Origin of the sequence: Erwinia sp. MMLR14_017 (assembly GCF_033657285.1) — a bacterium.
Classification (GTDB): Bacteria; Pseudomonadota; Gammaproteobacteria; order Enterobacterales; family Enterobacteriaceae; genus Erwinia.
Genome location: NZ_JAWVWP010000017.1, coordinates 1 through 14,575 on the forward strand (window position 1 = coordinate 1; position 14,575 = coordinate 14,575).

Below are 14,575 nucleotides of genomic sequence, written 5' to 3' on the forward strand. Positions count from 1 at the left end.
ATAATCCCTCATGAATAAAGTGGTTATAAAATCAGTGCATGATACCTTATTCATGACTTAACCAAAATCTTCAGTTTCTGACTGCCGGTATAACGCTGGATACGGCAGATTTACGAAGGACCCTATCCCCAGAGATCCGCTTTTCTCTGATACTCATTTTCTTAACCAGCCGGCAGTAAAGGACCTTCTGCTGCCGGCCGGCCCCGGTTTTTACCCAGCGGCGGTCTGGTCAGCTTTTTTACTACTACTATTCTTGCGGTAGTAACTGGCGTTATATGTCCCCGCTCCTGAACGAACTTATGAATAAACTAATTGATGCCCTGAATCGTTAAGGGCTAAAGATCAACGAGCAGTTGCTGTCGCATTTGTCGCCGTCAGGCTGAGAGCAGATCAATTTGACCGGCGGTTATATCTGGATAAGCAATATGGTTCCGGCTTTCAGTAAGTTTCGTCGGCTGAGACCAGCCAAATCGAGAGGGTTAAAAACAATCTTAAGGTACAATAATTTTAGATATTTAAACTGCCCCTTGAAGGCAAGTCAAAAAGTCCAACGCCATGACAGAATTTGAGCAGGCTCTCTGACTTTTCAGCATCGTCCCCGGCTGGACAAAAAAAATGAGCCAGACATATTGTCCGGCTCATTAGCTGACGGGGAGAGATAACTGACCCAAAGTGAGATCAGATTATCCTCCTTCCTCTCTTATTACTTCAGACGATATGCCACTACAGCATCGCCCTCTTTCGTACCCAGTGAACCGTGTCCACCGGCTGAAATCACCACATACTGCTTGTTGTCAGCACCCATATAGGTGGCTGGCGTAGCCTGACCGCCTGCTGGCAGTTCGGTCTGCCACAGCAGCTTGCCGGTGCTGATATCGTAGGCGCGGAAGAAGTTATCTGCCGTTGCGCCATGGAATACCAGATCGCCTGCTGTAGTCAGCGGTCCACCGTGCGCTACCATTCCCATTGGGAAGCCAATTGGGAAACGGCCTGGCAGGAAGGTCGTTTTCAGGTTTTTAGTGGTTCCCACGCGGCGCAACCACTCGGTTTTGCCGGTTTTCAGATCCACGCCAACCATACGGCCCCATGGTGGAGCAATACAAGGGATACCCAGACCAGAAGAGAGCTGCTGGATGTGGATAGCATAATCGCCCTGGAAGTTTTCATTCCAGTAAGGAGTGCCATCTTTGGTAAACAGACGTTTTTCCGCCGTTTCCGGGGTGCGCTTAATCAGATTGTACTTATAAGCCAGACGAACCGGAGAGGCGATCAGGATCTGACGCTGCGGATCTACAGACACAGAACCCCAGTTAAATACGCCAATGTTGCCAGGGAAAACAATCGAACCGCCTTCGGTGGCTGGCGTCCATGGGTTGCCATCATAACGCAGAGATTTAAAGTCGATGCGGCAGGCCATCTGATCAAACGGCGTAATGCCCCACATCGATTTTTCACTGAGCGGGTCCGGAATGAAGTTCAGCGCAGAAACCGGCTGCGTTGGTGAATACTTCTCACCATCAAGCCCTTTGGTTGAGACATCAACCTGATTAATCGGATAGACAGGCTGGCCAGTAAGACGGTTCAACACAAACAGGTTGCCGGTCTTGGTTGGCAGAATGACTACAGGCTGCCTGGTTCCCTGATAATCGATATCCAGCAGAGAAGGCTGAGACGGATTATCACGATCCCACAGGTCATGTTTGGAAGACTGGAAGCGCCATTTGAAGGCACCGGTTTTCAGATCCAGCGCCACCAGCGTGTCGCGGAATTTTTCGGTGTTGCTGTTAGCATCACGCTTCAGGCCCAGCTCATCCGGGGAAGCGTTACCAAACGGCACGTAGACCAGACCATTTTTCATGTCTGCGCTCAGCGTGGCCCAGGCAACAGGCGTATCCTGTGGATAGGTCTGACCAGCAGCGACAGGCTGAGTCTTCTCCGGGTTGGCCGGATCAAAGTTCCAGACCAGTTGACCAGTGATGACGTCGTAAGCGCGGATAACGCCAGACGGGTTACCGGCATTAAAGCCGTTATCCATCACGGAACCACCCACAATCACCAGATTTCCGGCAACCAGCGGCGCAGCAGTCTGCATCAGCGCATGCGGACGAATTTCGCCCATATTGTCACGCAGATTGACGATGCCATTGTTACCGAAATCGGCACACAGTTTACCGGTGTCGGCATCCAGAGCCAGCAGCTTAGCGTCAGTAGTCGCATTGAAAATACGCTTGCGACAAATGGCTGGTGAATTAGCGGCTGCAGCAGGTTGTACGGCATTTGTGGCATTTGCCGCGTCTGCTTCGTAGTAGCTTACGCCACGACAAGTCTGGTGCTGTTGCAGATATGAGCGATCTTTAGTCGGTTCATATTTCCACTTCACCGCGCCCGTTTCCGGGTTCAGCGCATGCACTTCATTGTGCGGCGTGCAGAAGTAAAGGGTGTTGTTGACCTTTAGCGGCGTGGCTTCAAAGGTATACTCTGTCGCATCGTCTTTAGGGTCACGCAGGTCGCCTGTGTGATAGGTCCAGGCTACTTCGAGATTGCTGACGTTATCGGAGGTGATCTGCTTCAGCGTAGAGAAGCGAGTGCCGTTGTTGTTGCCACCATAAGCAGACCAGTCATTCGCCGCCAGGTCGGTATCCGTTGCCGCACGCTGGTTAGTGATAGTTCCCTCTTTAGGGTAGGGATCGTAGAACATCATGCCAATCACAATAGCGATCATGACGATAACGGTTGTGCCTAAAAACGGATGGAAACTGGCGGGCTTTGCCGGGTTCTGCGCTTTTGACAGCGGGCGAACCACCCAGGGCAGCGCAAGCCAGACGCCGAAGAGGCCAATCAGATCGCCGCGAGGGATCCACTGCCATTTATCGAAGCCAACTTCATAAATCATCCATGCCAGTACGATCCACATTAATATGGCGTAAATGGTCAGGGCGATTTTTTTATTCTTAAACAGGGCGACTGCGGTAATCAGCAGTCCGATTGCCATAATGGCATAAAATGGTGAGCCGCCGATCATCAGCAGCTGACCACCCATGTAAAGCATAGCGAGACCTGCTATCGCTATAACGATACTCGTCAACTTGTTAATCATTTTCATCTCTCAATGTATACGAATGGATAAATAATATCCTAACGAACCCTTACAATTCGACAACACAAATTTAACTAAAAAAACATTAGAAATAAAACCCATTTATTTAATGTATCTCGGGTGATTGTTTCATTCCGGTTATATTTTGCTGAATACGTTGCAGGGGTATGAGTGGCAGGAAAAATGGCATAAAAAATCCTCTTAAACAGAGGCTTAGTTAAAACAGGGTGTGAAGCATCCGGAGGAGTAAAATCGATTCAGCGCCGATAAATCGCCCGGAGTTTTTCCTGGTAGGCCGATATATCATGCTCATTCTTAATTCTTTGAATGGAAGCCGCGGCTTTCTGGCTAATCTGAGTGGGGTCTTTCACAATCGCCAGGATATGGGCCTTAAGCTGAGTAATGATTTGCTGACGCACGAAATTACGTTCCTGAACCGAAGTTACGCTGTAGTCTAAATCGTCATTAAGGGGAGTGATAACCTGCCAGCCAGCACTCAATGGGTTAATTTCTGGCAATGCCCTGACATTTGAAGTGATCACCGGGCAGCCACAGGACTGCATCTCCAGGACGGAGAAACCATAAGTTTCAGCCCAGGTGGGCAACAAGCCCACATCGGCCCGTTGCAGAAGCTCTAAAACCTTATCATTAGGCATAAAGCTGAGATGACTGAAGAAGGTGTAGCGGGCAATGACCGATTCCGTATAACTACCAAAAAGCGGATCGTCCTGATAGTGAGCGTGGGCATAATTATGTTTTTTTTCCAGATCGCCAATCAGGGAAACCTGAATCCGATCCGGTTGCAGCTGCCCTTCTTCCACCAGTTCGGCAAACGCGCGCACCACTTCCCCACCCCCTTTGCGATAAAACTCATTACCAATAAAGACAAAATGCACGGGCTGGCCAGGGTCACGTTCGGGCCTTGCAGTAAGATGCAATTTTTGCGGCGGATGCATGATAACGGTTTTTTCCATGATCACCTTTGCCAACTCGGGACGGCGCTGGTAAAGCTTTTTTTCCATCTGCCAGGCCGCGTCAGAAATCGCGATCAAAGCGAGACAGTTCTCAGCGGTAAGGGCCGGGGCAAGTCTCTTCAGCTCAGGAAAAATGCCTTAGATTTTGTGAACACTGTTCGCGTGCAAAGGGGCTGAAGAGCCAGCCCCTTGCTCTTCCCTTGTGAAACCTCCCTCCTCCATTAAACCTCTTTAGCTCCGTTCAATCTTTTTAGCCGCATCGTCAAGCGCGTCAATAATTGCATAAAGCGTTTGCTGGCTGACGCCGGCTTGAGAGAGACGGCCATTCAGCGCCATTTTCATATTATGAATGGCGCGTTCCACTTCAGGAATAGTGCGGTTATTCACTAACACAGCCATTGAAGTCAGGCGGGCAATCACTTTTTGCAGGTGGGAGTGATTTTCCAGCAGCTGTTTTTCGCCCTCAGGCTGCAGCGTGAAAGCCTTTCTTGCCGCCTGCGGCTCTTTGATGCAAATGTATTCCATCTCTTCCAGCAGCGCCAGATTAGGGTAGATGATGCCAGGGCTTGGGGTATATTCCCCTTTAGATAATTCTTCTATGGATTTGATCAGCTCATAGCCATAGGCAGCCCCCTGCGAGATAAAGTGCAGGATAAGTAAGCGAATATCCGCAGCATCGAGCATTTTTTCACGCCGTTTTTTACGCACGATGGCGTAAGCGTCCTGTTGAGCTGCATCCTGTGAAGCGTGAGGGGATATTTTCATTGCCAGCCTGAGTTAATTAGCGGGAGCCAGGGTAAATGCTCCCTGAAAGTTTTTAGTTAAGCTTGTTTCTGATGCCAGTAAGCTACGGCTCTGACAAAATCGCTTTCGCGTCCGCGCTGGCCGGTGAAATAATCGCTCAGCAATTTTACCGCAGTCCCTTCGCCAGTGAGCCAGATGAAATAATCTTCATCCGGCAACGTAATGTCGTTCAGTTGAGCTATCAGTGGTGCAACATTTTCGCTGCTCATGCCGCCGCTTCCCAGCCAGGTCACATCAACGTTTTCCAGAGACTCAAGATAGTCCCTGCCCGTTGCTTCATCCGTCCAGGCAAACAGCTTAATCTGGCTACCGCTAAGGGTTTGCAGACGACGTTTGAAGGCAGGCAGCCCCGTTTCATCACAGATATAAAGCTGGAAGTCATAATCTTCCGGCACCACCAGCGATCCTCTTGGCCCGCCAATTGCCAGCACATCACCCGGTTTAGCGCTGGCTGCCCAGTCGCTGGCCACGCCAGATTCATGGACATAGAAGTCGAGCGTAAGGCGCTGTTGCAGGGGATCAAAAAAGAGGGGCGTGTAATCACGAGCGACCGGCCTTACGCCATCTTTCCACACCACGCCCTCTTCAGTGATTTCCGGAAGATGGAACTCACCGGTTTGCGGGTCCGGGAAGAAAACTTTGATATGGTCATCAAAACCAGAGGAGGTAAACCCTTCCAGCGCTTCTCCTGCAAAGGTAATGCGGTAAAAACTGTTGGCAATAAACTCGCTGGCGATAACCTCAACCGGACGAAAACGCAGTTCATTTTTGACACGACGCGGCACGCGCCGATTTTTTTCAATCACTTCCAAGCTAAATCTCCCTTGTGAGGCTGGCGGGCCCGTCACGAGCCCGCCTGACCGGAATGGTGCAAAATATATCTATGATATATCTTAACCACAAGGATGATCCGTGCTGTCAGTGATCACAAGCGGCTGACATATTAAGGTTTAGCGACCGCAGAGACTCGCCAGACCCGATTTCCGCTATCATCAGCAATCAGCAGACCACCCTGCCGATCTTCCGTTAGCCCTACCGGTAACCCACGAACCTCTTTCTCGTCATCCGTCAGGAAACCGCTGACAACCTGTTTGGGCTGACCTACGGGCTTACCATCTTTGAAAGCGACCCAGACGACCTGGTAGCCATTCAGCGGTTTACGGTTCCAGCTGCCATGTTCACTGACAAAGGCACCGCCACGGTAATCCGCAAGGTTACTGCCCTGATAGAACAAAAATCCCAGCGGGGCAACGTGCGAACTCAGCGCATAATCGGGTTTCAGGGCTTTGGCAACCAGATCCGGACGCTGTGGTTTAACCCGCTCGTCAACATGTTGTCCGTAATAGCTGTAAGGCCAGCCGTAGAAGCCGCCCTCCTGCACCGAGGTCATATAGTCCGGCACTAAATCGGCCCCTATTTCATCACGTTCATTGACGATAGCCCACAGCTTCCCGCTCTGAGGTTCCCACTGCAGGCCGGTTGGGTTACGTAAGCCACTGGCATAGATGCGGCTGGCGCCGGAGGCTACATCGACTTCCAGAATATCGGCGCGGCGGTATTCTGCTCCGATGCCGTTTTCGGTGATATTACTGTTGGAGCCCACGCCAACATACAGTTTGCTGCCATCAGGACTGGCGACCATCGATTTAGTCCAGTGGTGGTTAATCGGCCCACCGGGTAATTCAGTCAGCTCACTGCCCGCATCGGTAATTTTCGTCTCACCATTTTTATAGGGATATTTTCTTACTGCATCCGCATTCGCCACGTACAACGTATCGCCAATCAGCTGTACGCCAAACGGGGAGGAGAGATTTTCCAGGAAAATGTGTTTTTCCCAGGTTTTTCCGTCGCCACTGCTGTTGCGCAATAGCGTAATGCGGTCGCCACCGGCACCGCCTTTACCAGAAGCGCTTTGCACAAGGCCGGTGATCAGCTCCTTGGGCTGCGATGTTGGTGATTTTGGCCCGCTGCCTTCCACCACCAGGATATCGCCATCAGGCAAGGTATAGAGCTGGCGTGGATGTTTCAGGCCGTCGGCAATCTGCTCAATTTGCAGGCCTTCAGCCACTTTGGGTTTTTCACCCTGCTTCCAGTCCGTGCTGCCTGGTACCTTCATTGGAGGAAGAAGGAAGTTTTTCGCAGCGGGGAGTTCCGGATTCGCGCCAGTCTGGCGGGAAGGATCGATTTTTGCGCCATCGTCACAGCCGGAAAGAGTTAGCGCAACGGAGAGTGCCAGCAGTGAAAGGATCGTTTTCATCAGATAACCTCCTGAGTACGGGTACGTAACGCGTACTGAACATTAGAGAAAAGCAACAGGAGGACCACCAGCGTAGATAAAATAACGCCCGCCGGAACAACGGCGTAAGCATCACGGCTGTGGATAAAGGCGTTGAGGATCGCCAGCACGATAGCCAGCAGCCAGGCCCAGAAATGGAGCTTTACCGGAGAACTCTGCGGATATGTGTGCCCTACCCAGACCTGCACCAGATTTATCAGCCGTGGGATCACAGCAAGGATCAGACCAAAGACGATCAGCCAGCTGGCAGCGTGTGTCCAGAAGACTTCCGTGCTGTAAACGTAAATGATATCGAAGATCCATGCGGCGACAAAAAAGCCCAGCGGCATGGGGTTTAACAGTGAGTAAAGCGCAATAGCCAGCGTGGAATTACGCGAGGATGCTTGGATTGACATTTACAGGTTCCTTATAAGGTAAGCACGTAACGGCGCTTTTTTCGATCGCCGCCACGCATGCCTGTAAAAGGTTAGTAAATTTAACAACTTTCTGTTGATAAAAGTGACCGAATTTTTCCGCTTAACACCCTGGCATCGGCGTTATGATGCTTCCCGCAGGGCAGAAAGGCTCTGAATCTGCTGCCCCTGGGCGTCAAAATTACCGGCATTCAGCCAGCGCTCGAAACCCGTACGCAAGGTTTGCCATTCGCTGTCAATAATTGAGAACCAGGCGGTGTCGCGGGTTCGGCCTTTGTAGACCAGAGCCTGACGGAATACTCCTTCAAAGGTAAAGCCAAGACGCTCAGCAGCCTTGCGTGACGGTGCATTCAGGCTGTCGCACTTCCATTCGTAACGGCGGTAGCCCAGCCGATCGAATGCATAAGTCATCAGCAGGTAATGGGCTTCCGTGGAGAGGGGGGTACGCTTGAGTGCGGGAGAAAAGGTGACATGCCCTACTTCCATCACGCCATGAACCGGCTCGATGCGCATCAGTGCCAGGGTACCAACCGCCCTGCCGTTTTTAAGATCGATAACGGCGAAATGCACGGCATCACTGCTGGTCGCTGCGGCGTTAAGGTGCCCACGGAACTGATTTTCATCCTCGAATGGCCCGGTGAACATATAGGTCCAGTCACGGCCATCAGGTGCTTTGCCATAAGCTTCATAGAGATCGTGAAAATGTTTTTCACTTTCCAGAGGCTCTACCCGACAGAAACGTCCTGACAGAACCACGCGGTCCGGGCGCGGACGCACGGTCCACTCTTCCATCGCTTCACCAACCGGTTGCTGGTATTTATTCACTCTGACAGTCACAGCTTCTCTCCTTTAAAATAATCTGATTTTTTCCCTGAACACAGGTTGCTTCTCTATCTGCTGTCTGAGAAGCAGTGGGCAATCCTGCATAGCTACTGCAAAAAACGTTCAGGGTGATCCGCCTGCGGCTGCTGGTAATCATTATATCGCCCGAACAGGCGATAGCGGTTTTTGGCAATCATATCGTAACAAAGGTTACTTAACGCCTCAGGCAGGAAACGCAGAACGGAGAAACAGCGCCACGGCAGCGGTAACTGCTTCATCACGCGGAAGATCGCTTCTGCGCGGAAACAGACTTTGCCCTCTTCCATCAAAACAATGGTATTGATGTTATCGGGCGATAAGCCCGCTTTTATCAGCAGGTCGCGACCCGTTTGGGTCTGCACAGCACAGAGCTTGATCTGATGCCGGGGATCGTGCCGGATAATAAAATTGACCCAGCCCCTGCAAAGCTTGCAGACGCCATCATATAAAACAATACGCGGGCTGGCTTCGTTTACGCCGTTCGGGTTCATTTTCTGCATTTCTATCCCCCTATCTGAAGAAATACGCACTTTAATGCACGCTAACCGTTCAATAACATTGCTTTAGTCTGGCATATTCTCTAAATCTGGCATCCATTTACTTCTTCCCCTATTCCGAAGAGCTGGCAGGCAACAATGACGCCGAGTACCCCTGCAGAGTCCAGACACCAGCTGGCTCTGGAGATGCTAAAACAGGACGACGCTGGCCGGGATGATATCCTCAGCAAATTCACCGCTTTGGCCAGCCAGTTGCTTGACGTGCCGGGCAGTTTTGTCTCGGTACTGGATGATAAGCAGCAATATATCAAAGGCGCCCAGCAGTTCGCCCTGGAGCAGACCTCACTTGATGATGCATTATGCCGCCATACGGCATCCTGCGGCACTTTGCTGGTCTGCAGAGATACTCTGCAGGATGCACGCTTCTCCACTCATCCGCTGATCCTGGCCGCACCCTATATCCGCTTTTATGCCGGGGCGCCTTTACGGACGCGGGATGGTGCGGTCATCGGCACGCTCTGTGTGGCTGATACCAAACCCCATGAATTCTCCCAGCAGCAGGTTGAACTGCTGGAGCTGCTGGCGGCCATTATGACCGCCTGGCTGGACGCCTGGTACAGCTCAGGTTTTCGCGACGTCGTCACTCTGTTACCCAACCGTCATAAGCTGATGCAAGATATTGAGTTGCTGGAAAAGCTTTCGATAGAGACGCCCCACAGACTGGTGCTGATTGACTGCATCAACACGCCAAGAGCCTACGAGATTGCGCGCTCTCTGGGCATGGCAACGTTGGAAACCATCCTGAAAGGGATGGCCACTATGCTGCGTGAACGACTGAAGCTGAGTAAAGACAAAGTGTTGTACTCCGTCTCTACCGGCCGTTTTGCTCTGCTTACCAGCATACAATCACCCGACTGGCTTGGAGAGGTTAGCGAACGTCTGGGCAAAATTCATGCGCAGGTCTATGAAAATATCTCTATTGATTTGGCTGTCCGACTGGGCGAAGTCAGCTTTATCCCGACCCAATGCCCGGCGCCTGAAGTGCTGCGTCGCAGCGTCAGCGCGCTGCATGAAGCGACCGGACAGAACAAACCCTTTCTGAGCTATGACGCGCAGATCGATCATCGCCGGAATCTGGATTTCAGGCTGATGCACGATTTAGCGACGGCTTTACGCGGTGGTAACGACCTCTATCTGGTCTACCAGCCTCAGATTTCGTTGCACAGCGGCGCTCCTGTTGGGCTGGAAGCGCTAATTCGCTGGCAACATCCTGAGCTGGGCAATATTCCGCCCGCCGAATTTTTGCCGCTGGTGGAAAAAACCAGCCTGATGGCTGAGGTAACAGAGTGGGTGATTTTGACGGTGCTTTCCCAGCTAAAGAAGTGGGTTGATAAAGAGCTTCAGCTACCCGTTTCGGTTAACGTCAACGTGAGCGATTTCGCCCGCGCCGGTTTTGCCGACTGGCTTGAGACCAAAGTGCATGAGGCTGGCGTGCCCATTGCACTGTTGCGTATTGAGTGTCTGGAAACGGAAAAAGTGCTGGAAAGCCCGCTGGCTATGGCCGGGCTGGAGTTACTGAAGCGTCAGGGATTCAGCCTGTCACTGGATGATTTCGGTTCCGGCTACAGCAATATTAACTATCTGCGGCGGATCCCGGTAGATGTGATCAAACTCGATCGTTCCCTGATTTACCGACTCGCTTCTGATGAAGCCAGTCACACCATAGCCAGACATATCATTACCATGCTGAAAGAGCTGAAGTACGTCGTGCTGGCTGAGGGCGTGGAGGATGAGCAAACGCTGCTGATCTTAAAACAGTTGGGCTGCGATGAAGCCCAGGGCTTTTTTTGCAGCAGACCCCTTCTGCCTGAAGGTCTCGAGCACTGGCTGAAGGGGCAGAGTAAAGCAGAAGGCTGAGACTCAGCCTTCCTGCCACACAGTTTGCGCATTGGTAAATTCGCGGATGCCGAAGTGGGACAGCTCGCGACCAAAGCCACTCTGCTTGACGCCACCGATCGGCACGCGCGGATCGGAAAAGCTCGGGGAGTTAATGAACACGCCACCGGTGTCAATCTGCGCCGCCAGCTCTCTGGCCCGATCCAGGTCGCGACTCCACAGGCTGCCGCCCAGGCCAAAGTCTGAATCGTTGGCCATGGCAACAGCTTCACTGGCATCTTTCGCCACGATCAGTGAGGCGACCGGCCCGAACAGCTCCTGTTTAAAGCTGGTCATACCAGGTTTAACGTTGCTTAAAACGGTTGGCGCGTAGAAATTCGCTGCCCCCGGAATGATATGACCGCCCAGCAGACACTCCGCCCCCTCTTTTAAGGTTGCCTGTACCTGCGTGTCCAGCTCATCGCGCAGATCGTAGCGCGCCATTGGACCGATATAAGTCTCTGCTTCACGCGGATCGCCCACTTTCATCTCTTTAACGGCGGCAACGAATTTGTCGCGGAATTGGTCAAAAACAGACGCTTCTACAATGATGCGCTTAGCGGCAATACAGATCTGCCCGCTGTTCATAAAGCGCCCGGAAATGGCACCTTTCACCGCTGCGTCAATATCCGCATCAGCCAGCACGATAAAGGCATCCGATCCGCCCAGCTCCAGCACGCTTTTCTTGATAGCTGCACCGGCCAGAGCAGCAATGGCTGCACCGGCACGCACGCTACCAGTCAGCGTAACGGCAGCGATTCGACGATCTTTGATGATTTTTGCCACCGCCTCGTTATCGGCATTTACCACCTTAAAAAGCCCTTCAGGCACGCCAGCTTCCAGCAGAATGGATTGCAGCAACAGCGCACAGCCCATCACGTTTGGCGCAGGTTTCAGGAAATAACTGTTACCGGCCATCAGAATGGGCACAGCGCCTCGCATAATCTGCCACACAGGGAAGTTCCACGGCATCACGGCCAGAATCGGGCCAAGCGGCAGATACTGCACAAAGGCTTTATTGTTTTCAACTAGCGTGGGTTCCGGCTTGAGGAACGCCGGGCCTTGTTCCGCATACCATTCGCACAGGCCGGCGCTTTTCTCTACTTCTGCCAGACCCTGAGTAACGGGCTTGCCCATTTCATCAGTCATCATTTCTGCCAGCTCGCGGCCATGCTGACGCAGCCCGGCGGCCATCTTCAGCAGCAGCTGGCTGCGGGTGGCAACGGCGGTACCACGCCAGGCCTGGAAGGCAGACCAGGTTTCCTGCAGAGCAAAATCCACTTCCGCAGCAGAAGCAAAAGGTGTCTGACGAGAGATCTCGCCGGTAAAGGGATTACGTGAAACGGCACCATTGGGAACAGTCATAAAGCTCTCCTGAAGACCAGAATGACTGGCCGGGAATGAAGAATAAATGGATTAATGCCTTCATCATAGGCTTGCGATACATTCTTTAAAAATGAATAATAATGAAAATATCTTACTCATTTCGGGAATATTATGGATTTAACTCAGCTGGCGATCTTTCTTGCTATCGCAGAAGAAGGAAGCGTAACCGCTGCGGCAGAGAGGCTTCACCGCGTCCCCTCCAATATCTCTACGCGGCTACGCCAGCTTGAGGAGGAGTTGGGCGTCGCCCTGTTTACCCGTGAAAAGCTGCGCCTGCATATTACTGACGCTGGCAGAACGCTGCAGGAGTACGCTGGCAGAATTCTGGCGCTCACCGAAGAGGCACGCCAGCGGGTTTCCAGCCAACAGCCTGCTGGAGTATTTACGCTTGGCGCCATTGAAAGTACCGCAGCCGTGCGCCTGCCGCCGCTGATTGCACGGTATCATCAGGCCTGGCCAGAGGTGGAGCTGGATCTCTCAACCGGCCCTTCGGGCGATATGAGTGATGGTCTGCTTGCAGGCCGCTTTAGCGCAGTATTTATCGACGGGCCGCCCAAACAGCCGCAGCTGGAAGGCATACCGGTTTTTGCTGAGGAGATGGTGCTGATCTCTTCCCTGAATCATCCGCCAGTGACCTGCGCGACAGATATTGCCGGATCAACCATCTACGCTTTTCGCGCTAACTGTTCCTATCGGCGACTGTTTGAAAACTGGTTTGCCAGGGATAACGCCGCACCAGGCAAAATTTTCGAGATGGAGTCCTACCACGGCATTGTGGCCTGCGTCAGCGCGGGGGCGGGTCTGGCGATGATCCCAGGAAGTATGCTGCAAAATATGCCAGGCAGGGAGAGCGTACTCGCCTGGCCGCTGGCTGAACAGCGTGGCCACCTCAATATCTGGCTGGTGTGGCGCAAAGGGCATACCTCTGCCAATCTGCGTGCGATGATAAATATGCTCGAAGTGAACCAGAAGGCGTGCCTGTCTGCTGAAGATAGCGCAAAAAAAAGCCTGTCCGGAGACAGGCTTGCTGCACAATCTGCCAAAATTACATCTGGACCAGATTTTTGATTTTCACGTCCGGGTTAACGTCCGCTTCGTAGTCCACGCCCTCAAGGCCGAAACCAAACAGGTGCATAAACTCCGTTTTGTAGCCCACAAAATCCGTCAGTTCATTCAGATTTTCGTTGGTCACGGTTGGCCACAGTTTGGTGACTTCGTCCTGCACTTCCGGCGCCAGCTCTTTATAGTCGGCGCGCAGACGGCCTACGTCATCCATAATTGGTGAGTTGCCGTACAGGCTCTCTTTGAACAGGCCATAAACCTGCTCAATGCAGCCTTCGTGAGTGCCTTTCGCTTTCATCACTTTGAACAGCAGTGAGAGATAAAGCGGCATCACCGGGATAGCGGAACTGGCCTGAGTAACAACCGCTTTCAGTACCGAAACGCGGGCATCGCCGCCCTTTTCTGCCAGGGTGTCGCGAATCGTCAGGACGCGCTTGTCCAGATCCTTCTTCGCTTCACCGATAGAGCCGTTCCAGTAGATGTCATGGGTGATCTGTTCGCCGAGATAGGTAAAGGCGGTGGTTTTTGCACCATCAGCCAGCACGCCTGCGGCTTTCAGATCGTCAATCCACATCTGCCAGTCTTCACCACCCATCACCGCTACGGTGCCGTCGATCTCTTCCTGTGAAGCAGGCTCCAGAGTGATATCGGTGATGGTCTCTTTATCGGTGTTCAGACCACGAGTGGTCAGAGTTTTGCCCACTGGCTTCAGGGTTGAGTTAAACACTTCGCCCGTTTTCGGATGGGTACGACGCGGCGCAGCCAGGCTGTACACTACCAGATCCACCTGTCCCATATCCTGTTTGATCAGCTCAATGGTCTTCTGCTTCACCGCATCCGAATAGGCATCGCCGTTGATGCTTTTCGCATAGAGACCTTTGGCCTCTGCCAGCTCTTCAAAGGCAGCAGAGTTGTACCATCCTGCGGTAGCCGGCTTGGTTTCTTCGCCAGCACGTTCAAAGAACACGCCCAGCGTATCGGCTTCACAACCGAAAGCAGCAGAGATACGCGCTGCAAGGCCGTAACCCGTAGAAGCGCCGATCACCAGCACCTTTTTCGGGCCGTTGGCGATTTTGCCCTGGCTGGTCACGTAGTCGATTTGTTTCTCAACGTTAGCTTTGCAACCCGCCGGATGGGCAGTAACACAGATAAAGCCACGGATGCGTGGTTTAATAATCATGTCGACCTCAATTGATACTGTCACAGTAAATATGGGCAGTAGAATACCCGCTTGTGCCGGTTCAGGCAAA

12 protein-coding genes and 1 pseudogene are annotated in these 14,575 nt (G+C 52.4%); 3 read left to right on the plus strand and 10 right to left on the minus strand.

Annotation, left to right across the window (positions count from 1 at the left end; all coding sequences use genetic code 11):
• Positions 1 to 299: 299 nt before the first annotated feature.
• Positions 300 to 505: pseudogene (locus tag SD961_RS20485) on the plus strand (hypothetical protein); the annotation flags it as partial.
• A gap of 198 nt (positions 506 to 703) precedes the next feature.
• On the opposite strand, the gene SD961_RS20490 reads toward SD961_RS20485, so the two are convergent.
• The 8 genes from SD961_RS20490 to SD961_RS20525 all read right to left on the minus strand — a co-directional run bounded on the left by SD961_RS20490 (position 704) and on the right by SD961_RS20525 (position 8,936).
• Positions 704 to 3,097, minus strand: coding sequence for a membrane-bound PQQ-dependent dehydrogenase, glucose/quinate/shikimate family (locus tag SD961_RS20490; protein WP_318792168.1), 2,394 nt, complete (start codon positions 3,095 to 3,097; stop codon positions 704 to 706).
• Between the two features lie 257 nt (positions 3,098 to 3,354).
• Complete coding sequence (locus SD961_RS20495) at positions 3,355 to 4,119, minus strand: glycosyltransferase family 4 protein (protein WP_318792169.1); 765 nt, start codon at positions 4,117 to 4,119, stop codon at positions 3,355 to 3,357.
• A gap of 183 nt (positions 4,120 to 4,302) precedes the next feature.
• Positions 4,303 to 4,836, minus strand: a complete 534-nt coding sequence (locus SD961_RS20500) for a PadR family transcriptional regulator (protein ID WP_318792170.1) — start codon at positions 4,834 to 4,836, stop codon at positions 4,303 to 4,305.
• Positions 4,837 to 4,892: 56 nt separating this feature from the next.
• Entirely contained in the window at positions 4,893 to 5,687 is a 795-nt protein-coding gene (locus SD961_RS20505; protein WP_318792171.1) for a siderophore-interacting protein, read from the minus strand.
• A gap of 131 nt (positions 5,688 to 5,818) precedes the next feature.
• A complete protein-coding gene (locus SD961_RS20510) occupies positions 5,819 to 7,132 on the minus strand; it encodes a sorbosone dehydrogenase family protein (RefSeq protein ID WP_318792172.1) in 1,314 nt (437 codons plus the stop codon).
• Entirely contained in the window at positions 7,132 to 7,566 is a 435-nt protein-coding gene (locus tag SD961_RS20515) for a DUF2231 domain-containing protein (RefSeq protein WP_318792173.1), read from the minus strand. The genes SD961_RS20510 and SD961_RS20515 overlap by 1 nt, the downstream gene beginning before the upstream one ends.
• Positions 7,567 to 7,707: 141 nt before the next feature.
• Positions 7,708 to 8,421 (minus strand): GNAT family protein, encoded by a 714-nt coding sequence (locus tag SD961_RS20520; protein WP_318792175.1) that lies wholly within the window; start codon positions 8,419 to 8,421, stop codon positions 7,708 to 7,710.
• A gap of 92 nt (positions 8,422 to 8,513) precedes the next feature.
• Positions 8,514 to 8,936 (minus strand): thiol-disulfide oxidoreductase DCC family protein, encoded by a 423-nt coding sequence (locus SD961_RS20525; protein ID WP_318792229.1) that lies wholly within the window; start codon positions 8,934 to 8,936, stop codon positions 8,514 to 8,516.
• Between the two features lie 144 nt (positions 8,937 to 9,080).
• Here SD961_RS20525 and SD961_RS20530 point away from each other — a divergent pair, with 144 nt between their 5' ends.
• Positions 9,081 to 10,859, plus strand: a complete 1,779-nt coding sequence (locus SD961_RS20530) for a sensor domain-containing phosphodiesterase (RefSeq protein WP_318792176.1) — start codon at positions 9,081 to 9,083, stop codon at positions 10,857 to 10,859.
• A 3-nt stretch (positions 10,860 to 10,862) separates the two neighbouring features.
• On the opposite strand, the gene SD961_RS20535 is transcribed toward SD961_RS20530, so the two are convergent.
• The gene (locus SD961_RS20535; protein WP_318792177.1) at positions 10,863 to 12,242 is read right to left on the minus strand and encodes an NAD-dependent succinate-semialdehyde dehydrogenase; all 1,380 of its coding nucleotides are present in this window, start codon (positions 12,240 to 12,242) and stop codon (positions 10,863 to 10,865) included.
• Positions 12,243 to 12,374: 132 nt separating this feature from the next.
• On the opposite strand from SD961_RS20535, the gene ptrR reads away from it, so the two are divergent.
• Complete coding sequence (gene ptrR, locus SD961_RS20540; protein ID WP_318792178.1) at positions 12,375 to 13,331, plus strand: putrescine utilization regulator PtrR; 957 nt, start codon at positions 12,375 to 12,377, stop codon at positions 13,329 to 13,331.
• Here ptrR and fabV read toward each other — a convergent pair.
• Positions 13,309 to 14,505 carry an enoyl-ACP reductase FabV gene (fabV, locus tag SD961_RS20545; RefSeq protein WP_318792179.1) on the minus strand — a complete coding sequence of 399 codons (1,197 nt, stop codon included), beginning with the start codon at positions 14,503 to 14,505 and terminating at the stop codon, positions 13,309 to 13,311. The two genes, ptrR and fabV, sit on opposite strands and share 23 nt — an antisense overlap.
• Positions 14,506 to 14,575: the final 70 nt, after the last annotated feature.

Bases quoted from the DNA above. Each gene is read 5' to 3' on its own strand.
- SD961_RS20490 (WP_318792168.1), bottom strand. From the start codon at position 3,097: ATGATTAACAAGTTGACGAGTATCGTTATAGCGATAGCAGGTCTCGCT.
- SD961_RS20495 (WP_318792169.1), bottom strand. From the start codon at position 4,119: ATGGAAAAAAAGCTTTACCAGCGCCGTCCCGAGTTGGCAAAGGTGATC.
- SD961_RS20500 (WP_318792170.1), bottom strand. From the start codon at position 4,836: ATGAAAATATCCCCTCACGCTTCACAGGATGCAGCTCAACAGGACGCT.
- SD961_RS20510 (WP_318792172.1), bottom strand. From the start codon at position 7,132: ATGAAAACGATCCTTTCACTGCTGGCACTCTCCGTTGCGCTAACTCTT.
- SD961_RS20515 (WP_318792173.1), bottom strand. From the start codon at position 7,566: ATGTCAATCCAAGCATCCTCGCGTAATTCCACGCTGGCTATTGCGCTT.
- SD961_RS20525 (WP_318792229.1), bottom strand. From the start codon at position 8,936: ATGAACCCGAACGGCGTAAACGAAGCCAGCCCGCGTATTGTTTTATAT.
- SD961_RS20530 (WP_318792176.1), top strand. From the start codon at position 9,081: ATGACGCCGAGTACCCCTGCAGAGTCCAGACACCAGCTGGCTCTGGAG.
- SD961_RS20535 (WP_318792177.1), bottom strand. From the start codon at position 12,242: ATGACTGTTCCCAATGGTGCCGTTTCACGTAATCCCTTTACCGGCGAG.
- ptrR (WP_318792178.1), top strand. From the start codon at position 12,375: ATGGATTTAACTCAGCTGGCGATCTTTCTTGCTATCGCAGAAGAAGGA.
- fabV (WP_318792179.1), bottom strand. From the start codon at position 14,505: ATGATTATTAAACCACGCATCCGTGGCTTTATCTGTGTTACTGCCCAT.